The organism is Saccharothrix sp. NRRL B-16348 (genome assembly GCF_001280085.1).
In the GTDB taxonomy this organism is placed as follows: domain Bacteria; phylum Actinomycetota; class Actinomycetes; order Mycobacteriales; family Pseudonocardiaceae; genus Actinosynnema.
This window is the reverse complement of sequence record NZ_LGED01000232.1, coordinates 1-22110: the sequence shown is the minus strand read 5'-3', so window position 1 is coordinate 22110 and position 22110 is coordinate 1. Positions and strand designations below refer to the sequence as shown.

The window sequence follows — 22110 nt, the reverse complement described above, 5'->3', positions numbered from 1 at the left end:
CCGGCCACCGATTCAGACGTGACCGCGCAACCGGGACCAGGCCAGCACGACGTGGACCCGGTCGGGGACGCCGAGCTTGCCGAGGATGTTGGAGACGTGCACCTTCACCGTGTAGCGGCTGATGGCGAGGCGCTGCGCGATCTCGTCGTTGGCCAGGCCCTCCGCGAGCAGCTCGCACACCTGCCGTTCCCGCGGTGACAGCCGTCGGACGGCCTGCGACAGCGCCCGGTCCTCGGCGGTCGGCATGGCCGGCCGGAACGCCGAGATCATCCGGGCCGTCGCCTCGGGCGCGAGCACCGCCTGACCCGAGGCGACGATCCGGATGCCGTCGCGCAGGCGTTCGCTCGGCGCGTCCTTGAGCAGGAAACCGCTGGCGCCGGCCTCGAGCGCGGCGTAGACGTAGCTGTCCAGGTCGTAGGTCGTCAGGATGAGGACCTTGGTCCGGCCCGAGATCCGCCGGGTCGCCTCGATGCCGTCGAGGACCGGCATCCGGATGTCCATCAGCACGACGTCCGGCGCGTGCCGGTCGACCGCCGCCACGGCCTCGCTGCCGTCGGCGGCGACACCGACCACCTCGATGTCGGGCGCCGCGTCGATGAGCCTGGTCAGCGCCTCGCGGAGCAGCTGCTCGTCGTCGCAGACCACTACCCGGAGCACGCCGCGCCCCGCGCCGGGAAGTGCGCCCGCACCTCGAACCCGCCGTCGGCGCCCGGACCGGCGGTCAACGTGCCGCCGACCAGTTCGACGCGTTCGCGCATGCCGATCAGCCCCAGCCCGTTCCCGGCACGTCGGGTCTGCGCCGACCGCTCGTTGGCGACCACGACCGACAGGTGGTCGGACGCGTAGGCCAGGGACACCGTCGTCGCGACCGGTCCGGCGTGCTTGATCACGTTGGTCAGTGCCTCCTGGACCACCCGGTAGGCGGCGTGCTCGATGCTGGCGTCGAGCGGGCCCGCGTGGCCGTCGCGGACCAGCGTGACCCGCGGCCCGCTGCCGGGGATGCCGCCCACCAGCTCGTCGAGCCGGTCGAGGCCGGGCGGCACGGTCAACGGGTCGTGGTCGGCGTCGGACAGGCTGCGGCGCAGGATGCTGAGCAGCCGGCGCAGCTCCGCGAGGGAGTTGCGCCCGGTCCGCGCGATGCGCCGCAACGCCTCCCGCGACTCGTCGGGCGTCCCGGTCTCCGCCGCCGCGGTGGCGTCGAGGACCATGGCCGTCACGGCGTGGTTCAGGATGTCGTGCAGCTCCCTGGCCAGCAGGGCGCGTTCCCGGGCGGCGGCACGCTGCTCGATCTCGGCGCGCTCGGCCTCCAGCCGGCGGATCCGCGTCCGCTGCCGGGCGCCGAGCCACCCGCTCAGCCAGAAGCCGACGAACATGATCGCCACCGACGCGACCCCGGCCACGGCGAACCCCGCCGGGGCGCCGCCGGTGATGCTCAGGACCATCCCGGTGGCCAGCGCCGCCAGCCCGATCGCCAGGCCGATGCGCTGCTGCACCGGCCTGCCCCACGTGCCGAGCGCGGACGCCGCCACCAGGAACGCGACGAAGATCTCCGCGTCGGCCGCGATGAGCACGCCCTCCAGGACCATCACGACCAGCAGCACGGTCAGCGGGAACCGGCGGCGCCACACCAGCGCGAAGGACTGCGCCGACGCCACGCCCAGGACGGTCGCCACCGGGTCGTGGTCCGGACCGTCCAGGATGGACAGCCAGGCCACCATCAGCGGCAGCAGGACCAGCAGGCCGTCGCTCAGCCGCTCCAGGCCAGGACGGCCGTCCTCCGGACCTTCAGCCACCGGCGCGCCAGGACCAGCAGCGCCACCGCCCACGGCGCCATGCCGACGACCCAGCTCAACGCCGGCGACGGCCCGGGCATCGGGCCCGCCGCGATCGGCAGCGTCCCCGTCGAGGCGCCGTCCGGTCCGTGCACGGTGAATTCGAAGCGCCACAAGCCCTCCTCGGGTAGTGCGACGACGTCCAGCCCCCACGCGTGCCGTGCCAGCGGGTGCCGCTGCAGCTCCATGTCGGCCTCGCCGTCCAGGCCGACGATGCCCAGGGCCGTCGGTTCACCGGACGGCGCGATCGCCCGCACGGTGCCGGAGCGGCCCTCGATCCCCCCAGTGGGCTCGAACGTGAAGTCTAGCGACCGGCCGGCGCGCACCGGCCAGTCCGTGAACGAGGCGGTCAACGTGTGCTCGCCCAGGGACACCTGCTCGCTGTGCACGATGGTGAGCGTCGACGCCTGCGCGGTCGCACCGGGCGCGGCCACCAGCGCCACCGCGACCGCCACGCCGAGAGCGGCTCGGAACCTCATCACGCCTCCCTCGGGGTGAGCCGGCGCATCAGCGCGGCCGACTGCCAGCCGAACCGGCCGGCGATCGCGCCGAACGCCGTGATGACCAGGGCGGCGAGCAGCGGGCTCGTGCCGACCTCGTCGAACAGGTACTGGGACAGCACCACGAGCAGCCCGATCACCGCGCCCAACGCCGCCATCACGAGCGGCGGGGACACGTCACGCCGACGCGCGAACGCCACCGCGACCGCACCGACGACGGCGATGAGCGGGAACACCAGCGGCATCGCCAGCGCGATCAGCGGCACGCCCAGCGCGTTGTCCCGGAGCGGCTGGCCGATGCCCTCCGAGTACAGCCCGGTGGCCAGCGGCGGGAAGAAGAACGTCGCCGCGTGCACCGCGACGAACAGCAGCCCGAGCGCCGCCACCCACCACGCGCTGCGGGTGACGCCCGCGATGGCGCACAGGGTCCACGCGGTCACCGCGCCACCGCCGAGCACGGTCAGGCTGACGCCGAACACGTCGCCGTCGAGCATGATGGAGCTGGCCGCGACGCTGAACGCGCCGGCCGCCGCCAGGCCCCACCGGCCGGACGTGGTGTGCCGCAACGCCGCGAACGCCATGATCACCGCGATCGCCTGCACCTGCATGGCGAGCTGGAGGCTCAGGTGCGACGGCGTGCTCTCCAGGATGTCGAACCCGTAGATGGTGTGCCACCACAGGTCGATCGCCCCGTACAGCAGGTGCCCCGCCGCGCCGAGCCCGGCGACCAGGAACGGCGCCGGCGCGCGGAAGCCCAGCACCCGCACGCCCGGTCCCGCCGCCGCGCCACGGCTCGGCAGCACGACCGCGAGGCTGGTCAGGCCGATCAGCGCGGACCCGAAGTAGAACATCAGGTGCGGCGCGGTGAAGAAGGTGTCCGGGCCGACGTCGACGTGCCACTGCCCGTCCCACGCCACGCCCAGCCACAACGAGCTGAACCCGGTCAGCAGCAGCCAGGCGCCGACCACTTGTCGCTTTGGTACCACCACGAACTCCTATCCCACAGTGATGTCGAAGGTCACGATCTCGTCGTCGACGCGCACGGCCAGCACCCACCGGCCCGTCATCGAGAACAGTTCGCCGGTGGCCCGGAAGCGGCCCGGCTGTTCGCGTTCCGCGACGACTTCCGGTGTCATGTGCCCCATCCGGGGCATCGTCGCGTAGAGCGACACCGCCGCCACGTCCGCCGGCACTTCCACTTGCGCCGCAACGGTTCCGGTGCCCGCCTTGTCCAGCCGCACGGTCACGTCGCCCTGGCCGAGCCGGATCGGCGCGGCGTCCCGAGTGGACAGGAGCGCCAGGGCCGCGACCGCGACGACGGCCAGGACCGCGGCGACCGCCAGGAGGACCGGCCGCCTCATCGGGTGTCCCCGACCTCGACCACGTACGGGACCGTCACGACGCGGAAGTCCTCGGCGTACTGGACCCACGCGAAGTACCGGCCGGGTCGGGGGAAGCTGAGCGTGAAGCGCAGCACCGGGCCTGCCCCGGCCACCGTGCCGTCCGACGAGGCCGACATGGCGCCCTGCTCGTGCACGTGCCCGAGGTACCCGCCCGCCTCGTCCCGGACGATCAGGTGGCCCGCCATGCCGAGCCACGACTGGAGGTCGGCGCGGCCGGTGTCGACCTCGATCGTCGAAGGCCGGCCGGGCGGGAACGTCCAGGCCGCCGGCCCCGGCGGTGTGTCCGGCGGAATCCCGCCGATGTCGAACGTGCCGGACACCAGTTGGCCGCCCGCGTCCGCGCGCTCGAACTCGGTGTGCGCGAAGTAGCGGCCGGGGCGGTCGGCCGCCAACCGGACCTCGACCCGTCCCGGAGCCGTCCGCAGCGGGTGGACGTGCCGGAAGAAGCCGCCGTCCCGGCTGGTGACGACCAGGTGGGCGAGGGCGGCGTGGTGCACCGCGAGGTCGTCGACCGGGAGCCCGGTCGAGCCGTCGACCAGGTCGAACCGCAACGTGAACTCCTCGCCGACGGCTGGTCGCGCCGGTGTGGTGGACAGGAACGCCTGCGCGTTGGGACGTCCCGCCTCGGGCTGGTCCGCACCCAGCCCCGGCGACACGACCCCGATCGTGGCCGCGACGACCGCCACCACCACCCCGGCGCCGCCGAGCACGAGCGCCGTCGCCCTTCTCGACCTGGCGCCCGCCACCAGCGCCGCGGCCAGGAACAGCCCGGTGGCGCCGAAACCGCCGTACACCACCAGTTCCCAGGTCGCGGGCGCCGGGACCCGCACGACGAACGGCAGGGCCGAGGACTCGGCGGCCGTCGTCAGCCGGAGTTCGTGCGGCCCGGTCTCCCGGACGTCCAGCACGACGGGGTAGGTGCCGGCGCGGTCACGGCGCAGCAGCACCTCGCCGGCGCTGTCGCCCACCCCGACGTCGATCGCGAGGTCGTGGACGGGCTGGTGCGCGACGAGGTCGACGTGCAGCGGACCGGGTACCGCGGGCGTGCGCCTGATCACGACGGTCAGCTCGACGCCCGCGATCGTCTGCGCCAGCTGCACGTCCGACTCGGCGCTGACCACGTGCGCCGCCGCGGGCGTCGCGGTGACCAGCAGCGCGGTCGAAACGGCCAGGACCCAACGAATGAACACACACCGAGGCTAGGAACCGGCCGCCGGCGGCACATAAGGCGCGAGTAGCGATTCCACTAGTGCCGGGGAACTACCCGACCGTCAGGCGCCGATCAGCCGGTCGACGAGGGCGCGGTAGGCGTCCTTCATCGGCAGGTCGTGCTCGACGTGGACGCGGCGCCGCGTGGTGGTGACGTCGACGCCGCGCACGGGGTCGCGGCCGGAGCGGGTGTGCTCCTCCCACCACAGGCCGATGCCGCGGCGTTGCCAGGCGGGCAGGTCGTCGAAGTTGATCCCGTGCTCGAACAGCAGCTCGTTCTTCGCCGAGGTGGACGTCCCCTCCAGGCGCTTGGTGGCCTCCTGGCGGGTCGCGCCCGCCTTGCGCAGGGTCCAGTAGCACCAGCCGTTGAGCGCGCAGCGGGTGGCGTCGGACTGCCGCCAGGACACGTAGTCGACCACGTCACCCGTGCCGGCGCCGAGCCAGATCCGGCTGTCGAAGTGCGCGGGCTCGCCGGCGGCGTGGGTGAACGCGGCGGAGGCGACGCCCGCGGAGAGCGACACGATCTTCTCCACGCTCCGCCCGAACAGGTCGTGGCCGGGGTCGAGCACGACCGAGATCTCGTCGCTCTCGGTGTAGGCGTAGCGGGCGCCGAACTCGGTCAGCAGCGCCTGCGCGGTCTCCACCATGAGCCGGGAGAACCCCGGGTCGAACGGTTTCTCGAAACGCTCCTCGGTGAACCGGGAAAAACCGCGCCCGTCCACCCGCACGACCATCCACATCCCGGCCGGCGCGGTCAACGTGTGGAACCACTCCCTGGCACGTTGCCCGGCCTCCAGTTCGGCCCACCGCATCGTCACTCCTCCAGGGGTTGAACGTCGAATCCGCCCCGGCCGTCGAACCGCACGGTGAACAACTCGTCGAACCCGTCGACCGGCCGGGGACGCCGCAGGCGCTTAACGGTGGCATAAAGCCCCACGTCGGGCACGCGGGTTTTGTCGTCCCTCGCGGCGTTGCGCGTCACCGAACCCACGAGATCCGGCGGGAACCAGTATCCGACGACCCGCGCGCCGCGCTCCCGACCGGCCGCGATGAGCGGCGCCCATTCCTCGGCCGACGGATTGGTGTTGTCGACCGCGACGTCGAGCCCGGCGTCGAGCGACTCCCCGACCAGCCGCAACTGGCGGGCCTGCCGGCGGCGCGCATTCGGGAACACGTCCTTGCTGACGTGCGCGTGCGTGCCGGCCAGCACGTTCCGGTAGAAACTCGTCTTGCCCGACGCCTGAAGCCCGATCAAGATCGCGAGCTCTGCCACCGGGCAATTCTATGCGGCCCGCGCGCGCCGTGCCCGCCGGACCACCTCCGGGAACGTCCACAGTGGACATATGGTATCGGTATTCCCGACGAGTTGCTCCCATCGGAGGGAGCCGGCCGCGAACACTTGGCGTCCGCCGAAGTCACGTGATAAAGATTCAGACCCTGCTGGCGCACTGGTATCCGGCAGCTCGCCCGCACCAGAGGAATTGATGGACCAACAAACACTCGCGGTGGCGTTCTGGTTCCTGCTCGCCATCGTGCTGATCGTCGTGTTCCTGCTGGTACGCCAACGACGGGCGACCCGCGCGTTACAACTCCGGGCCGAGGGAGCCGAGGCCCGGGAGCGGATCCGCGCCGAGGAGGAGCGGCACCTGGTCGACGTGCGGCTGCCCGCCCTGGCGGAGTCGCTGAACCACCGGCCCGTCGAGGTGCCGGGACCGAGACACGCCGGCGCCGCCGAGGCGCACGAGCCGGTGCTCGCGCTGTTCGCCGACTCGGTCCGGCAGGCGAGCGCCCGCGGCGAGCAGTCGGCCCGCGCCACGCTCAAGGCGATGATGCGCGCGGTGCAGAGCCTGTCCAACGAGCAGCAGGTCGCGATCTCCGCCATGCAGGACCGGCACGACGACCCGGACGTGCTGGCCGGCCTGATGCGGATCGACCACATGAACTCCCAGCTGAACCGCCGGGCGCAGGCCACCGCGGTGCTCTGCGGCTCCTGGCCCGGGCAGCAGCGGTCGGCGTCGTCGCTGACCGACGTGGCGCGCGGCGCCACCTCCCGGATCCGCGACTACCTGCGGATCAACGTGCCCGCCGAGTCCGACGTCGCGGTGGTCAGCCGCGCGGTCGAGCCGGTCGTGCTGGCTGTGGCCGAACTGCTCGACAACGGCGCCCGGCACTCGCCGCCCAACACCAGCGTCGAGGTCAACTTCCAGCAGGCGCACAACGGCATGGCCGTGATGATCGACGACGGCGGCGTCGGCATGACCGTCGAGGAGCTGCACCGCGCGGCCCGGCTGCTGGCCGGCGACGGCGGCAGCGACATCAACCGGCTCGGCGACCCGCCGCAGGTCGGCTTCGCGGTCATCGGCGTGCTGGCCAAGCGCTACGGCTTCCGCGTCTCGGTGGACACCCGCTCGCCGTACGGCGGTGTGCGCGCGGTCGTGTTCCTGCCGACCGAGCTGCTCACCCGGGTCAGCAAGCCCGCCATGCCGGACAACGCCGTCGCGCTGCCGCCCGAGCAGCGGCAACCGGCCGCGCCCACGCCCGCCGCCGAGCTGGAGCGCACCCCCGGTGGCCTGCCCCGGCGCCGGCGGACGCAGACCGCCGACCAGGGCGCGCCACCGTCGGCCCCGGCCGATCCGGCGCCGGCCGACCAGCGGATCGCGACTGGGCTGGCCGCCTGGAAACGCGGCACCGAGTCTGGCCGGGCCACCACGCCGCCGCCTGTCGCTGAAGGGAACCCCCAGGCATGAACAACGTGGGTTGGATGCTCGACGACGCCCTGAAGATGCCGGAGACGCGGCACGCCGTCCTGCTGTCGGCCGACGGGCTGCTGATGGCGCACTCCGCCGGCATCGACCGGGACGACGCGGAACGGCACGCCGCCGCGATGTCCGCGCTCCAGTCGCTGGCCCGCGCCACCGCCGAGTTCTGCGGGCAGACCAGCGCGGAGTGGCAGCAGACGGTCAGCGAGTTCGTCGACGGCTACGTCTTCCTGGCCGCCGCCGGGCCGGGCGCGTACCTGGCCGTGTCGGCGACCGCGCGGGTGGACATGGAGGCGGTCTCGTTCCGGATCCAGGAGCTGGTCCAACGGCTCGGCAAGGAACTCACCAGCCCGCCGAGGCAGGACGCGGGCAGCCCGGCGTGAGCGGCGGGAAGCGCTCGCGGGGGCTGGTGCGGCCGTACGTCGTGACCGGTGGCCGGGCACACGCCAGCCGCAACACCTTCGACGCGGTCACGGTCGTGATCGCCACCCGCGAGCAGGTCGCCGGGCTGTCGCCGGAGAAGAAGCGGCTGATGGAGCTGTGCCGCGGCGGCGCGCTGTCGGTCGCCGAGATCGCCGCGCACCTCTCGTTGCCCATGAGCGTGACCAAGGTGCTGCTGTCCGACCTGGTCGACAGCGGTCACATCGCCACGCACGCCGCGGTCTCGCACACCGCCCGCCCGAACATGAAGCTGCTGAAGGACGTGCTCGATGGCCTCCGTGCTCGCCTCTGACGAGCCCGCCTCCGACGGGTTGGCCGCTGGCGGCGTCTACCTGCGCGACACCGTGCGGACGGCGGTGAAACTGCTGGTCGTGGGTCCGTTCGCGGTCGGCAAGACCACCTTCGTCGGCACCCTCTCGGAAATCCGCCCGCTGCGCACCGAGGAGACGATGACGCAGGCAGGCGCCCTCGTCGACGACCTCGCCGGCGTCGACGACAAGAACACCACCACGGTGGCGCTGGACTTCGGCCGGCTGACGCTCACCGACGAGCTGGTGCTCTACCTGTTCGGCGCGCCGGGGCAGAAGCGGTTCACCCGGATCTGGAAGGACATCGCGTACGGCGCGCTCGGCGCGCTCGTGCTCACCGACACCCGCCGCCTGGAGCAGTCGTTCGAGGTCATGGGTCTGTTGGAGGAGCTGGGCATCCCGTACGCGGTGGCGGTCAACGCCTTCGACGGCGCGCCCGCGTTCCCCGGCGCGGAGCTGCGGGACGCGCTGGACCTGCTGCCCGAGACACCCCTGATGTTCTGCGACGCCCGCGACGCGACCTCGTCCACGCAGGCGCTCGTCTCCCTCGTCGAGTACCTGCTGACCCGCACCCAGGAGAACGCGTGACCTCGCAAGCCGCCCCCGGGCAGGCCTGTCCCGCACACCACGGCCGGACGCCCCTGCACGGCCCCGAGTTCGCCGCCGACCCGGCCGCGACGTACCAGGCCCTGCGCGCGCACGGGCCGGTCGCGCCGGTCGAGTTGGCGCCCGGAGTGCCCGCCAACCTCGTCGTGGGGTACGCCGCCGTGCTGGACGTGCTGCGCAACCCCAGCGCGTTCCCGCGCGACCCCCGGCGGTGGCAGGCGAAGATGCCGCCGGACTCCCCCGTGCTGCCGATGATGATGTACCGGCCGAACTGCCTGTTCACCGACGGCGCGCAGCACGCGCGGCTGCGTGCCGTGGTCACCGACAGCCTCGCCCGGGTCGACCCGAACGCGCTGCGCGGCCAGGTCGAGCGGACCGCGGACCTGCTGATCGCCCGGTTCGCCGGCAACGGCGAGGCCGACCTGCTCGGCGAGTACGCGAAGCTGCTGCCGCTGATGATGTTCAACCACCTCTACGGCTGCCCGCCGGAGCTGGGTGACCGGCTGGTCGTCGCCATGAGCGGCATCTTCGACATGGTCGACCCGGAGCAGGCCAACGCCGACCTGACGCAGTGCATCGTGGAGCTGGTCGCGCTCAAGCGGCAGCGGCCCGGCCACGACATGCCGTCGTGGATGATGGCCCACCCGGCCCGGCTGTCCGACGAGGAGATGATCCACCAGCTCGCGCTGCTGATGGGCGCGGGCACCGAGCCCGAGCAGAACCTGATCTCCAACGGCATCCGGCTGCTGCTGACCGACGACCGGTTCGCGGGCGACCTCTCCGGCGGCAGCCTGCCGGTCGAGGAGGCGCTCGACGAGGTGCTGTGGACGGACCCGCCGATCGCGAACTACTCGGCGAGCTACCCGGTCGAGGACACCGACTTCGCCGGTGTCCGGTTGCCCGCCGCCGAACCGGTGGTGATCAGCTACGCGGCGGCCAACAACGACCCCGCGCTGGCCTCCCAGCAGCGCTCGGGCAACCGGGCCCACCTGGCCTGGAGCGCGGGCGTGCACGCCTGCCCGGCGCAGCAGCCCGCACGCCTGATCGCGTCGGTGGCGATCGAGAAGATCCTCGACGCCCTGCCCGACATGCGCCTGGCCGTGCCCAACGACGAGCTCGTCTGGCGGCCCGGCCCGTTCCACCGCGCGCTCACCGCGCTCCCCGTGCGTTTCACCCCGGTAGCCGTGCCCGTCCAGCCCGACGAGTCACCTGGAGAAACCCGTTGGAACGTCCAGCCGACCACCCCGTCGTCCCCGGCCCCGTCGTCCTCGACCCCACCGGCCGTGACCTCCACGCCGAGTCCGCCGCCATCGCCGCGCGCGGGCCGGCGACCCTGGTGGAACTCCCTGGCCAGGTTCTTGCGTGGTCGGTGACCAGCCAGGAGACCCTGCGCGACCTGCTCGGCGACCCCCGCGTCTCGAAGGACGCGCGGCAGCACTGGCCCGCGTTCAGCAACGGCGTGCTGCCCGCGGACTGGCCGCTGCACCTGTGGGTGTCGGTGCAGAACATGTTCACCGCGTACGGCGCCGACCACCGCCGGCTCCGGTCGCTGGTGTCGAAGGCGTTCACGCCGCGGCGCGTGGCGGCGATGCGGCCGTGGATCGAGCAGATCACCGACCGGCTGCTCGACGGGCTCGACGCGGCGGAGCAACCGGTCGACCTGCGGGAGGGGTTCGCCTACCCGATCCCGATCGAGGTCATCTGCCAGCTGTTCGGCGTGCCTGCCGAGGCGCGGTCGAGGCTGCGGAAGGTGGTCGACGGCGTCTTCGACACCACCATCACGCCCGAGGCGGCGCAGGCGAACGCCGTGCAGCTGTACGGGATCATGCACGAGCTGGTCGCGGCGAAGCGGGAGAACCCCGGTGACGACCTGACCAGCGGCCTGATCTCGGTGCGCGAGGACGACGGCTCGCGGCTGGAGGAGGCCGAGCTGGTCGACACCTTGATCCTGGTGATCTCGGCCGGGTACGAGACCACGGTGAACCTGCTGGACCAGGCGATCACCGCCCTGCTGACCCACCCGGAGCAGCTCGCCGCGGTCCGCGCGGGCACGAGCGGTTGGGGGGACGTGATCGAGGAGACCCTGCGCTGGCAGGCCCCGGTCGCGAACCTGCCCCTGCGGTACGCGGTGGAGGACATCGAGGTCGGCGGCGGTGTCGTCATCGGCAAGGGCGAGGCGATCCTGGCGGCGTACGCGGCGGCGGGCCGGGACCGGGCGGTCCACGGCGACACGGCCGACGAGTTCGACATCACCAGGGCCGACAAGACCCACCTGGCGTTCGGCCACGGGGTCCACTACTGCCTGGGCTCTCCCCTGGCGCGGATGGAAGCGGAGATCGCCCTGCCGGCCCTGTTCGCCAGGTTCCCCGCCATGAGGCTGGCGGTGGCGCCGGACGAGCTGGAGCCGGGCCAGTCGTTCATCTCCAACGGCCACCGGTCCCTGCCGGTGACGCTGAAGTAGCGAGCCGGTCCGGGGCGCGTCACCGGCGGTGACGCGCCCCGGACCTTCACTCCGGTCGGTCGTCGAGCGGGTCCCAGTGGTCGGCGTAGCGCAGCAGTGACCGGGCCAGGTCGGGGTGGGTCGCCGCCCAAGCCGTGTCGAACAGGTACCACTGCTGGTAGCCGAACGGCCCGCTGCAGTGCAGGGCGAGTTGGACGAGGTTGTCGCTCACCCGCAGCAAGGACGCCTCGGGTCGCCGCCCGTCGGTGTGCTGCCCTGCCTCCACCAACTCCACGGCCCGGCGGTGGGCGGCGGCGTGGTCGTCCGGCAGGTCGGGCCACGGGTCGGCGTTGAGGTTGAAGCCCGGCCACCGGTTGCCGCGGTCCAGTGCCGGGCCGAGGGTGTCGTCGTCGGGGGCGATGAGCGCCCGCAGCACCAGGAGTTCGGGCGGCCAGTCTTCGCCACCGGGCGTGGCCGCGGTGCGCAGGTGGCGGGCGAGCGCGCGCAGGTCGACGCCCGGGAAGACCAGCGGTCGGGAACGGGCCAGGCTCTCGCCGTCGTAGAAGGTGGAGAACACCGCGTAGGTGCTGACGTCGCCCTCTCCGGAGGGGCCGACCGGTGTCACCGCCACGTCCGGGGTGAACGCCTCCGGCGAACCGGCGTGGTCCGGCAACGGCCAGTCCTCGTGCAGCAGGTAGGCCAGGCGGTCGGGCGCGGCGGCCACGACGTCGTCCTCGAAGAAGAAGTAGGCCAGTTCCACTTCGTCGTCGTCGGTCCGCACCCGGAGGCTGTGCTCGTCGAGCCGGATGAAGTCGCTGCCGCCTTCGACGTACAGGTGTTCGTGCAGCAGCGTGCGCAGCTGCGCGGTGGTCTCGGGCCGGGGCAGGTCCAGCTCCCGCGCCTTGCGGAAGATCGAGTCGAGACCGTAGACGTCCACCCCCAACTCGTCCTCGACCCAGGTCGCCGAGCCGCTCGCCCAACCCCGCTGGAACCACGCGAGCACCGTCTCGTCGGGCAGCCGGCGCACCAACTTGCTCAACGGCCCCTCGTAGTGGGACCGATACACGAAGTACATGGCCGAACCGTACGGCCGACCACCGACACCGCACTCCGGAACGGGCGAGTTCCTGCTCGTCAGAGGCCCGCCGACCCTCCGTGACACAATCGGCCGCGTGCAGATCGGGACGCTGGGGCCATTCGAGGTTCGCACGGACGACGGCGTCCTCGCCGACGTGCCGGGCGCGCGGTTGCGCGGGTTGTTGATCGCCCTCGCCCTCGAACCGGGTCACGTGGTCCCGAAGGCGACGCTCGTCGACTGGATCTGGGGCGAGCACCCGCCCTCCGACGCCGCGAACGCCCTGCAACGCCTGGTTTCCCGGCTGCGGAAAGCACTGCCGGACGGGTCGATCGAGGGGCAGCCGACCGGCTACCGGCTGACCGTGGCGCCCGACGCCGTCGACGCCGTCCGGTTCGAACGCCTCGTCACGCAGGCGCGCAACGAAGACGAACCGCGCAAGGTGCGGCTGCTGCGCGAGGCCCTCGCCCTGTGGCGCGGCGCGGCCATGCAGGACGTCGGGTTGCAGGACAGCGAGGCGTTCGACGCGGCCGTGACCCGGCTCGAAGGGCTGCGCCTGACGGCCGTCGAGGACCGGTTCGACGCGGAGGTCGACCTCGGCCACGGCGCGGACCTGGTCCCGGAGCTGACCGACCTGGCCGCCGCGCACCCCATGCGGGAACGGCTCGCCGCCGCACTGATGCGCGCCCTCGTGGCGACCGGTCGTGACACCGAGGCGCTGCTCGTCTACGAGCGCACGCGGGAAGCCCTGGCGGACGCACTGGGCGTCGACCCGTCGCCGGAGCTGTCCGCGTTGCACGTCGCGCTGCTGCGCGGCGAGGTGAGCAGGCGGGAGGAGAACCGGAAGACCAACCTGCGCGCCGAGCTGACCAGCTACGTCGGCAAGGACGCCGATGTCGCCGTGGTCCGCGGGCTCGTCGCCGAGCAGCGGCTCACCACCCTGATCGGGCCGGGCGGCTCGGGGAAGACCAGGCTGGCCGCGGAGACCGCGCGCACGCTGCTGGACGACCTGCCGGACGGCGCCTGGCTGGTGGAGCTCGCGGCCATCGGCGCCGACGGCGACGTGGCCCAGGCGGCGCTCGCCGGGCTCGGCCTCCGGGACGCCCTGCTCGGCGAGACCCCGAACGCGGAGCCGACCGAACGGCTCATCGCCGCGGTCCGCGACCGGGAGGCGCTGCTGATCCTGGACAACTGCGAGCACGTGATCGAGTCGGCGGCGGCGTTCGCCCACCGGGTGCTGGGCGAGTGCCGCCGGCTGCGGATCCTGGCGACGAGCAGGGAACCGCTCGGCATCACCGGCGAGGCGTTGTGGCTGGTCGAGCCCCTTGCCCTGCCCGAGGAGGACGCCGGTCCCGACGCGATCGAGGCCTCACCGGCCGTCCGGTTGCTGCGGGACCGGGCGAGCGCGGTGCGCAAGGACCTCGCGGTCGACGCCGACGCGTTGTCGACGATGGTGCGCGTCTGCCGGGCGCTGGACGGCATGCCGCTGGCGATCGAACTGGCCGCGGCCAGGCTGCGCACCATGTCCCTGGACCAGTTCGCCAACCGGCTCGACGACCGGTTCCGCCTGCTGACCGGCGGCAGCCGCACCGCGTTGCCGCGGCACCGGACGCTGCGCGCGATGGTCGACTGGAGCTGGGAGCTGCTCACCGACGCGGAGCGGGTCGTGCTGCGCAGGCTCTCGGTGTTCTCGGGCGGTGCGAGCCTGGAGGCGGCCGAGCGGGTCTGCGCCGACGACGCGGTCGAGCCGGAGGACGTGCTGGAGCTGCTGACCGCGTTGGCCGAGAAGTCGCTGCTGGTCGCCGCCGGCGACGGCGCACCGCGCTACCGGATGCTCGGCACGATCAAGGAGTACGCCGCCCAGCGGCTCGCGGAGGCGGGGGAAGCGGACCTCGCGCGTCACGCGCACCTCGCCTACTTCACCGAACTCGCCGAGACCGCCGAACCCCGGCTCCGCCGTGCCGAGCAGTTGACGTGGCTCGCCACGCTGAAGGTCGAGCACGACAACATCGGTTCCGCGATGCGCGGCGCGGTCGCGGCGGGCGAGGCGCACGGCGCGATGCGGCTCGCGGCGGGCGCCGGCTGGTACTGGTGGCTCGCCGGGCACAAGTCCGAGGGCGTGGAGCTGATCGTCACGGCGACCCGCACGCCCGGCGACGTGCCCGACGGTATCCGGGCCATGGTCTACAGCCTGATGACGATGTTCGTGAACTCCGGGCTGGGCGACGAGCACCAGGCGGCGGAGTGGATCCACCGGGCGTACGAGCTCAGCCTGCGCGTCGAGCGGACCAACCCGCTGCTGGCGCTGGTCGTCCCGCTGGAACGCATGCTGCGGGCGCCGGACGCGTTCCTGCCCGCGTGGGAACCGTTGCTGGACAACGAGGATCCGTGGGTGCGCGCGCTGGCCCGGCTGCACCTCGGCAAGATGCGGATCATCCTCGGCCACGGCGGGCACGAGGCGGACGCGTACCTGGAGGCGGCGCTCGCCGAGTTCCGGGCCCTGGGCGAGCGGTTCGGGATCTCGTTCGCCCTGACCTCGCTGGCGGACCGGATCGCCGTGCGCGGCGAGTTCGCCCGTGCGTGCGAGTACTACGAGCAGGCGATCGAGGCCGTCTCGGAGATCGGCGCGACCGAGGACGTCATCCGGATGCGGTCGCGGCAGGCGCAGCTGCACTGGCTGATGGGCGACAAGGACTCCAGCGAGGCGGCCATGGCCGAGGCCGGGCGGTCCGCGGCACGGGTCACCTGGCCGGACGCGCTGGCCGAGCTGGCGGTCGCGAAGGCGGAACTCGCGCGGTGGACGGGCGACGCGGAGGAGGCACGCCGGCAGCTCGGCGTCGCGACGACCCTGTTGGGCGACAACGCGGAACTGGCTCACTTCCGCGTGCTGAGCCACGACCTGCTCGGCTACCTCGCCGACGACCTGGGCGAGGCCCGTGCCCACCGCGCGGCGGCCTTCCGTGCGGTGTCCGAGGCGGGCCACCCGGCCGTGATCGCGATGGTGCTCGTCGGCGTCGCGGACCTGGCACTGCGCCAGGGCCGGCCCGAGCAGGCCGTGCGGCTGCTCGCCGCGAGCGCCGCCGTGCGCGGCCTCCAGGACCGCTCCCACCCGGACGTGGCCCGGATCGAGCAGACCGCGCGGAGCCTCCTCGGCGACGCGCGGTTCGCCGAGGAGGCTCGGGAGGGCGCCGGATCGGACTGGTCCCGGCTGGTGGCGGTCACGCTCGACGCCTGACCGGCTGACCGACGAGGGCGACGCCGACCGGCTGACCGACGAGCGCGACCGCCGCCGCACCGGGCAGGCGCGGCGGCGGTCGCGTCGGGGGGTCAGCTCGCCGCACGCCGGACGATGATGTCGCCGTGCCGCGTGCGGGCGCGGACGGTGACCTTCTCGTCGAACGCGGCCAGATCCTCTTGCGCCGCAACGGAGCTGCGCACCGAGCCGCGCTTGCTGTCGGCGTCCACCAAGGCGGCGGTGCCCTCGCCGATGCCGACCTCGATGACGCCCGAGCGGTTCGACAGCTCCGCCTGACCGCGGGTCAACCGGCCGATCCGGATGTCGCCGCCGCCGGTCTTGGCGGTGACGCTGCCGTCGGCCCGGTCGACGGCGAAACCGCCGCCGCCGCTGCTGAGGTCGAGGTCGGCCGAGGCGTGGCCGATCCACGTCTGGCCGCCCGAACTCGAGAGTCTGACGGCGCCCTCGACCTCCTTGATCCGCGCCGCGACCACGCTGCCCTCGATGTCGACGCGCCCGGCGACGTGGCCGATCGCGACCTCGCCGGCCGAGATGTTCGCCCTCAGCGCGCCGACCCGGTCCAGCTCGACCCGGCTCGACGCCGTGTGCAGCTCGCACTCGCCCAACGAGCCGTCGGCGTGGACGGTCGAGTGCGCCAGGTACGTGACCAGGCCGGAGCCGGCGGGCAGGCCGATCGTGATGTCGACCGAACCGCGCTTGTCCCCGGACACGGTCGTCTTGACCGACAGCCGGCCTCCGGCGAAGTCGACCTTGGTCTTGGCGGCGACCTCGACGTCCGACTTGCGCGCCTGGTCGACGGGTTCGACCAGCACCACGGTGTCGGTCCGGTCGCTCGCGGTGACCCGCACCCTGGCGCCGGCGACGGCGACGGTGGCGGTGATGGGTCCGGGGGTGGCGAATGCGGGCATGGCGGTCTCCTCTGGTGTCGTGTTCGATCCGGTGGTCCGGGTCGTGTTCGATTTGGTGGTGGGCAACGCTTTCAGGGGCACGGTCACGCCCGCTTTTTGAAGGTGGAGGACGCCCACAGGTACCCGACCAGGGCGATCCCGGCGCACCAGGCGAGGGCGGCGATCACGTCGCCGGTGGCGGGCGCGCCGTTGACGAACCCGCGCAGCGACTCGATGATCGGCGTGAACGGCTGGTACTGCGCGAACTGGCGGATGCCCGGCCCCATCATCTCCGCGGGCACGATCGCGCTGCTGAAGAACGGCAGCATGATCAGCGGCACGGCGGCCAGACCGGCCGTCTCCGGCGACTTCGCCGCCAGGCCGAGCGCCACGGTGAACCAGCCGGCCGCGAAACCGAGCAGCACGACGACGCCGAGCACGCCGAGCCAGTCGAGGAAGCTCGCCGACGGGTCGAACCCGAGCAGGAACGCCACCCCGACGAGGGCCGCGATGGCGACCAGGTTGGTCAGCACGCTGGCCACGACGTGACCGGTCAGCACCGCGCCGCGGGAGACGTCCATGACCTTGAACCGGTTGATGATGCCCTTGGTCATGTCCGAGTTCACCGACGTCGCGGTGGCGCCGAGCCCGTAGCAGACGGCCAGCAGCATCAGCCCCGGCGTCGCGTAGTCGATGTAGTCGACGCCGACGTCGAAGGCGTCCCCGAACACGTACACGAACATCAACATCATCACGACGGGCATCAGGATCGCGTTGAACACCGAGGTCGGGTTCCGGGCGATGTGCTTGAAGTTGCGGCGCAACATGACGGTGGAAGGGGACTTGGCGCTCACTTGGCGGCCTCCGCGGTGTGGCCCGTCAGGGCGAGGAAAACGTCGTCGAGGTCAGGGGTGTGCACGGACAGCTCTTCGGCGCTGAGCGAGTACTCGTCGAGCCGGTCGAGCAACGCCCGCAGCGAGGCGGTCCCGGCGTCGCTCGGCACCCGCAGGGCCAGTGCCTCGTCGTCCCGCGTGGCGTCGGTGAAGAGCCGGGCGCCCGCGTCGAGCTGGGCCGCGGTGGTGAACCGGAGCCGGACGTGCGTGCCGGGCAGCCGGCGCTTGAGCTCGTCGGGCGTGCCCTGGGCGACCAGGCGGCCCTGGTCGAGCACCGCGATCCGGTCGGCGAGCTGGTCGGCTTCCTCGAGGTACTGGGTGGTGAGGAAGATCGTCACGCCGTCGGCAACCAGCTCGCGGATGATCGACCACATCGTGCGGCGGCTGCGCGGGTCCAGGCCGGTCGTCGGCTCGTCCAGGAAGATGATCCGGGGGTCGCCGACGAGCGTCATCGCCAGGTCCAGCTTCCGGCGCATGCCGCCGGAGTAGGTCGACACGGGCCGGCGCGCCGACTCCACCAGGTCGAACCGCTCGAGCAGGTCCGCGACGACCCGCTTGCCGTCACCCCGGCGCTTGAGGTCCACCATCAGCTGGAGGTTCTCGTGCCCGGTGAGCAGCTCGTCCACCGCCGCGAACTGGCCGGTGACGCCGATCGTCGCGCGCACCGCCCTGGCCTCGGTCGCGATGTCGTGGCCGGCCACCCGCGCCGTCCCGCCGTCGGCCTTCATCAACGTGGTCAGCACGTTCACCGTGGTCGTCTTGCCCGCCCCGTTCGGGCCGAGCAGGGAGAAGATCGTGCCGGCGCGGACATCGAAGTCGATGCCGTCCAGGACGGTCTTGTCCCCGTATGCCTTCCGCAGTCCGGAAACTTCGATCGCTGAACTCATGGGGAGGGCTATCGGCAGCCGGCCTGTCACACCCCTGACACGACCCTGACACCACTGCTGACACCGGAGAACGCCCGCCACGTGGCGCTATCCCGGGAACGCCCTCACCCCGCGCGGCGATTTGGCAACATGAGATGAGCGTGAGGGTGACACGGCGATGAACCCGAGGGGTGCTCTGGGATGAGTGAAGACAACGATGCCCGACCGACGGCCCACTTAGCCCCGTTCTCGCTCCGGAACCAGCTGTACTGGATCCTGCCCATCACCCTGGCGACGATGTCGCTGACCGTGTGGCTGCTGGCGAACCCCCAGTGGGGCGGCGACGTGGCGGCGATCGTGGTCATCCCGATCAACGTCGCGGCGGTGCTGGTGCCGCTGATGATGACCTACGGCGCCCGCGACGCCGGGCCCGGTCCCGAGGTCCGGACCCGGAAGCGGCGGCTGAAGATCGCGCTGGCGTTCACCTCCGCCGCGCTCCTGGTGGTGAGCCTCGTGTACTGGTTCAGCCGCGAGGAGGACCCGCACGACTACCTGGCCGGCGTGCTGCGGGTCGGCGTGCTGAAGGAGAGCTACCCCGGCTGGAACAGCGTGCGGACCGACGGCAGCCGCGAGGGGTTCGACGTCGCCCTCGTGGAGTTCATCGCGAAGCGGTACCGGGTCGAACGGGTCGAGTACGTCGAGCTGACCTCGCGCGAGGACCGGATCCTCGCGTTGACCGACGACTTCCCCGGCGGGCCCGTCCACCTGGTGGTCGCCAACTTCTCCATCACGCCTGACCGCGAGAACGCCATCGACTTCGCCGGTCCCTACTACTACGACCAGCAGGGCTTCTTCACCTGGCAGAAGGTCGCCAACCTGGAGGAGATCGCGCCCGGCGAGGTCTGCACGGCGAGCGGCACCACCGGCAACGCCCGGCTCACCGAGCTGGGGTGGCAGCCCGCCGCGGAGCGGTCGCTGGTGGCGTGCATGCGGCAGTTCCTGGAGAACCGCGACAGCGGGCTCGCGGTGTCGACCGACGTGTCGATCCTCCAGGCGTTCGCCGAGGACCGGAAGCAGGACGCGCAGGCGCCGTGGCAGGACGTCAGCACCATCGGGATCGGCCAGGAGAGCTACGGCGTCGGCATCCCGGACAACCGGCCGCGGCTGTGCGAGGAGCTGAACCGGACGATCACCGAGTTCATCAACGACCACTGGGCGGTCGAGTTCGACAAGCACCTCAAGGGCGTCGCCAACAAGGACGAGCACATCCCGAAGACGACTTCGCCGTGCCAGGGCTCGACGTTGTTCTGACGGCGCGTCAGGGATCATGAACCATGCGCTCGGACGGCTGGCACCTCACCGAAGACGTCGACGACTTCCTCGCCCGGGCCGGTGACCTCCTGCGCTCGCGCCCCGCCCTGCACACCATGCCGTTGACGGTGACCGGGAAGCTGCGGACGGGCGGGGCCGACGGCACGGTGTTCGGCCGGCTGGAGCGAGGCGGCGAGGTCCACGCGTTCTGCTACCGCCGCCCGACCGGCCGGCTGAGCGTCAGCGTCCTCTCCTCCGAGCAGGCCGACAGGCTCGCCGCCCACCTGGCCGACCGCGGCCTCGCCCTCTCCGGCGTCACGGCGGCGCCGCCGCTTTCGCCGAGGCGTGGCAGCGCCACACGGGCGCCGCGGCGGTGCCCGACGTGCGGGTCCGCCTGTACCGCCTCGGCACGCTCACCCCGCCGGAGCCGGTCCCGGCGGGCCGGGGTCGGGTCGCCGACACCCAGGACCGCGACCAGGTCGTCCGCTGGTGCGGCGAGTTCGCCGCCTCCGTCGGAGAGGCGCCGTCCATGGACGCCGACGCGTGGGCCGCCTCGCGCTTCGCCGACAAGCACTACACGTTCTGGGAGACACCGGACGGCACTCCCGCCGCCATGGCGGGCTGGACGTCGATGGTCGCCGGCATGGTCCGGGTCGATCCCGTCTACACCCCGGCCCACCTGCGCGGACGTGGCTACGCGGGCGCTGTCTCGGTCGAGGTGAGCCGGGCCGCGCTGACCGCGGGCGCGACGGACGTCGTGCTGTTCGCCGATCCCGCCAACCCCACCAGCAACGCCCTCTACCAGCGCATCGGCTACGTCCCCGTCACCGACTTCACCGGGTACGACTTCCCGCTAGGAAGCAGGCCGCAGACCCGCCAACGTGACCGCCACGAGCCTGCGGACCGCGCTCTCTGACGACAGGCGGCTCGCGGCGGTCAGGGCGTGCAGGCAGTAGTCGGCCAACTCGTCCGGCGACACGTCGTCCCGGATCCGGCCCGCACGCGCGCCCTCGGCCACCAGCTCCGCGACCAGCTCGTGCAGGTGCCGCTGCGCCCGCAGGACCTGGTCGTCCTGGTGCATGAACGACACCAGTTCAGGGTCGTCGTGCGGGCGCGCCTCGTGGCAGATGCCGGCGAACGCCGCCAGCACCGCCTCCAACCGCTGGTCCGCGTCCCGCACACCGTCCCGCGCGTCGGCGAGCCTGCGGAGGTGAACGGCAACCTGCCGCTCGTGCCAGGCGCCCAGGATCGCTTTCACGTCCGAGAAGTACTTGTAGAGCGTCGCGCGACCGATGCCCGCCTTCTCGGCGATCCGGGACATGGTCACGCCCAGCAGCCCGTGCTCGGCCACCAGCGCCGCCGTGGCGTCCAGGATCGCGCCGTGCACCTCGCGTCGGTGTGCGTCGATCGTCTCGTTCCACAGCCTCGGCACACCGGGAGCATACCGCCCTGTAGACAGGTTGTCGTTTACCGGACATAGTGTCTCGCAAACGCCCCGGGAGGAAACCCATGACCAAGCCGCCCGACGAGGACGACGCAGGCACACCACGTTGGGTGTGGATCTCGGCGATCGTCGTCATCGCCCTCGCGTCCGCCGTCGTGGTCCTGCACCTGACGGGCAACGGCTTCGGCGGCCACACACCATGAGCCCGACCCTGCGGAAGTTCACGCTCACCGCGCACGTCACGTCGTCGGTGGGCTGGCTCGGCGCCGTCGCGTGCTTCCTCGTGCTCGCCACGGTCGGGATGACGACCACCGACCCGCAACTCGCCCGCGCCACGTACGTGGTCATGGAGCTGATCGGCTGGGCGGTCATCGTCCCGTTGAGCTTCGCCTCGCTGATCACCGGCCTGGTCCAGTCCTGGAGCACCCCGTGGGGCCTGTTCCGCCACTACTGGGTCGTGGCGAAACTGCTGATCAACCTCCTGGCGACCGTGGTGCTCCTGGTCCACATGAAGCCGATCGGGCACCTGGCCGACGCCGCGGCGACGGCCGCGCTGACCGACGACCTGACCGGGACGCGGTGGCAGGTCACCGCCGACGCGGCCGCCGCAGTCCTCGTACTTCTCCTGGCGACCGCGCTATCGGTGTTCAAGCCAAAGGGCCGAATCCGCCACCGGCCACCACGGTCCTACCCCAACAGCCTCACAACGAACCCGCCACCGCCCCACTCAGAACCTCACCCAACGGCCTCATAACGGACCCGCCACCGCCCAGGCCTCCTGACCCAACCGCGGAACAACGGACCCGCAACCTCCCCACCTAGGCCCGATTTGACATGGGTTCGGGTGCTTTAGGCTGGTCGAAGCCGGCAGGCCTGGCGG

Annotated in this window: 24 protein-coding genes; 11 read left to right on the top strand and 13 right to left on the bottom strand. The window is 72.3% G+C overall.

What is annotated here, in order from left to right; all coding sequences use genetic code 11:
* Window positions 1–12: 12 nt before the first annotated feature.
* The 8 genes from ADK67_RS35615 to ADK67_RS35580 form a co-directional block, all read right to left on the bottom strand.
* Window positions 13–657 carry a response regulator gene (locus ADK67_RS35615; RefSeq protein WP_053720961.1) on the bottom strand — a complete coding sequence of 215 codons (645 nt, stop codon included), beginning with the start codon at window positions 655–657 and terminating at the stop codon, window positions 13–15.
* Window positions 645–1793: a sensor histidine kinase gene (locus tag ADK67_RS35610; protein WP_053720960.1), complete on the bottom strand. Its 1149-nt coding sequence runs from the start codon at window positions 1791–1793 to the stop codon at window positions 645–647. Before ADK67_RS35610 ends, ADK67_RS35615 begins: the two co-directional genes overlap by 13 nt.
* Window positions 1748–2311, bottom strand: a complete 564-nt coding sequence (locus tag ADK67_RS35605) for a hypothetical protein (RefSeq protein WP_157621166.1) — start codon at window positions 2309–2311, stop codon at window positions 1748–1750. Before ADK67_RS35605 ends, ADK67_RS35610 begins: the two co-directional genes overlap by 46 nt.
* On the bottom strand, window positions 2311–3318 hold the full coding sequence (locus ADK67_RS35600) for a hypothetical protein (RefSeq protein ID WP_157621163.1): 1008 nt from the start codon (window positions 3316–3318) through the stop codon (window positions 2311–2313). The genes ADK67_RS35605 and ADK67_RS35600 overlap by 1 nt, the downstream gene beginning before the upstream one ends.
* A 9-nt stretch (window positions 3319–3327) precedes the next feature.
* Window positions 3328–3693, bottom strand: coding sequence for a FixH family protein (locus tag ADK67_RS35595; RefSeq protein ID WP_053720957.1), 366 nt, complete (start codon window positions 3691–3693; stop codon window positions 3328–3330).
* Complete coding sequence (locus tag ADK67_RS35590; RefSeq protein ID WP_053720956.1) at window positions 3690–4925, bottom strand: hypothetical protein; 1236 nt, start codon at window positions 4923–4925, stop codon at window positions 3690–3692. The genes ADK67_RS35595 and ADK67_RS35590 overlap by 4 nt, the downstream gene beginning before the upstream one ends.
* A gap of 81 nt (window positions 4926–5006) precedes the next feature.
* A complete protein-coding gene (locus ADK67_RS35585) occupies window positions 5007–5756 on the bottom strand; it encodes a tRNA(His) guanylyltransferase Thg1 family protein (RefSeq protein ID WP_053720955.1) in 750 nt (249 codons plus the stop codon).
* Between the two features lie 2 nt (window positions 5757–5758).
* The gene (locus ADK67_RS35580) at window positions 5759–6217 is read right to left on the bottom strand and encodes an AAA family ATPase (RefSeq protein ID WP_053720954.1); all 459 of its coding nucleotides are present in this window, start codon (window positions 6215–6217) and stop codon (window positions 5759–5761) included.
* A gap of 211 nt (window positions 6218–6428) precedes the next feature.
* Between ADK67_RS35580 and ADK67_RS35575 the strand changes: the two genes are divergently transcribed.
* Genes ADK67_RS35575 through ADK67_RS35550 form a run of 6 tightly spaced genes read left to right on the top strand, consistent with a single transcriptional unit; the run spans window position 6429 to window position 11519 of the window.
* Window positions 6429–7691 (top strand): ATP-binding protein, encoded by a 1263-nt coding sequence (locus ADK67_RS35575; RefSeq protein WP_053720953.1) that lies wholly within the window; start codon window positions 6429–6431, stop codon window positions 7689–7691.
* Entirely contained in the window at window positions 7688–8086 is a 399-nt protein-coding gene (locus ADK67_RS35570) for a roadblock/LC7 domain-containing protein (RefSeq protein ID WP_053720952.1), read from the top strand. The genes ADK67_RS35575 and ADK67_RS35570 overlap by 4 nt, the downstream gene beginning before the upstream one ends.
* On the top strand, window positions 8083–8436 hold the full coding sequence (locus tag ADK67_RS35565) for a DUF742 domain-containing protein (RefSeq protein WP_053720951.1): 354 nt from the start codon (window positions 8083–8085) through the stop codon (window positions 8434–8436). Before ADK67_RS35570 ends, ADK67_RS35565 begins: the two co-directional genes overlap by 4 nt.
* The gene (locus ADK67_RS35560; protein WP_053720950.1) at window positions 8414–9040 is read left to right on the top strand and encodes a GTP-binding protein; all 627 of its coding nucleotides are present in this window, start codon (window positions 8414–8416) and stop codon (window positions 9038–9040) included. The genes ADK67_RS35565 and ADK67_RS35560 overlap by 23 nt, the downstream gene beginning before the upstream one ends.
* Window positions 9037–10431, top strand: coding sequence for a cytochrome P450 (locus tag ADK67_RS54110; protein ID WP_231648507.1), 1395 nt, complete (start codon window positions 9037–9039; stop codon window positions 10429–10431). Before ADK67_RS35560 ends, ADK67_RS54110 begins: the two co-directional genes overlap by 4 nt.
* A complete protein-coding gene (locus ADK67_RS35550; protein ID WP_231648522.1) occupies window positions 10368–11519 on the top strand; it encodes a cytochrome P450 family protein in 1152 nt (383 codons plus the stop codon). Before ADK67_RS54110 ends, ADK67_RS35550 begins: the two co-directional genes overlap by 64 nt.
* A 46-nt stretch (window positions 11520–11565) precedes the next feature.
* Here the strand turns inward: ADK67_RS35550 and ADK67_RS35545 are convergent, their stop codons facing one another.
* A complete protein-coding gene (locus ADK67_RS35545) occupies window positions 11566–12573 on the bottom strand; it encodes a hypothetical protein (RefSeq protein ID WP_053720949.1) in 1008 nt (335 codons plus the stop codon).
* Window positions 12574–12670: 97 nt separating this feature from the next.
* Between ADK67_RS35545 and ADK67_RS35540 the strand changes: the two genes are divergently transcribed.
* Window positions 12671–15808 (top strand): BTAD domain-containing putative transcriptional regulator, encoded by a 3138-nt coding sequence (locus tag ADK67_RS35540; protein WP_053721106.1) that lies wholly within the window; start codon window positions 12671–12673, stop codon window positions 15806–15808.
* Between the two features lie 92 nt (window positions 15809–15900).
* On the opposite strand, the gene ADK67_RS35535 is transcribed toward ADK67_RS35540, so the two are convergent.
* The 3 genes from ADK67_RS35535 to ADK67_RS35525 form a co-directional block, all read right to left on the bottom strand.
* Complete coding sequence (locus ADK67_RS35535; protein ID WP_053720948.1) at window positions 15901–16737, bottom strand: DUF4097 family beta strand repeat-containing protein; 837 nt, start codon at window positions 16735–16737, stop codon at window positions 15901–15903.
* Between the two features lie 83 nt (window positions 16738–16820).
* On the bottom strand, window positions 16821–17543 hold the full coding sequence (locus tag ADK67_RS35530) for an ABC transporter permease (RefSeq protein WP_053721105.1): 723 nt from the start codon (window positions 17541–17543) through the stop codon (window positions 16821–16823).
* Window positions 17544–17566: 23 nt separating this feature from the next.
* Window positions 17567–18496 carry an ATP-binding cassette domain-containing protein gene (locus tag ADK67_RS35525; RefSeq protein ID WP_053720947.1) on the bottom strand — a complete coding sequence of 310 codons (930 nt, stop codon included), beginning with the start codon at window positions 18494–18496 and terminating at the stop codon, window positions 17567–17569.
* A 180-nt stretch (window positions 18497–18676) separates the two neighbouring features.
* Between ADK67_RS35525 and ADK67_RS35520 the strand changes: the two genes are divergently transcribed.
* Window positions 18677–19786 (top strand): transporter substrate-binding domain-containing protein, encoded by a 1110-nt coding sequence (locus ADK67_RS35520; RefSeq protein ID WP_053720946.1) that lies wholly within the window; start codon window positions 18677–18679, stop codon window positions 19784–19786.
* Window positions 19787–20168: 382 nt separating this feature from the next.
* On the top strand, window positions 20169–20702 hold the full coding sequence (locus tag ADK67_RS54105) for a GNAT family N-acetyltransferase (protein ID WP_231648506.1): 534 nt from the start codon (window positions 20169–20171) through the stop codon (window positions 20700–20702).
* Here the strand turns inward: ADK67_RS54105 and ADK67_RS35510 are convergent.
* Window positions 20640–21218 (bottom strand): TetR/AcrR family transcriptional regulator, encoded by a 579-nt coding sequence (locus tag ADK67_RS35510; RefSeq protein WP_053720945.1) that lies wholly within the window; start codon window positions 21216–21218, stop codon window positions 20640–20642. The genes ADK67_RS54105 and ADK67_RS35510 overlap by 63 nt on opposite strands.
* A gap of 77 nt (window positions 21219–21295) precedes the next feature.
* Between ADK67_RS35510 and ADK67_RS51560 the strand changes: the two genes are divergently transcribed.
* Together ADK67_RS51560 and ADK67_RS35505 are read left to right on the top strand one after the other, a co-directional pair.
* Window positions 21296–21433, top strand: a complete 138-nt coding sequence (locus tag ADK67_RS51560; protein ID WP_157621160.1) for a hypothetical protein — start codon at window positions 21296–21298, stop codon at window positions 21431–21433.
* Window positions 21430–21984 carry a hypothetical protein gene (locus ADK67_RS35505; protein WP_063797844.1) on the top strand — a complete coding sequence of 185 codons (555 nt, stop codon included), beginning with the start codon at window positions 21430–21432 and terminating at the stop codon, window positions 21982–21984. The genes ADK67_RS51560 and ADK67_RS35505 overlap by 4 nt, the downstream gene beginning before the upstream one ends.
* Window positions 21985–22110 lie beyond the last annotated feature (126 nt).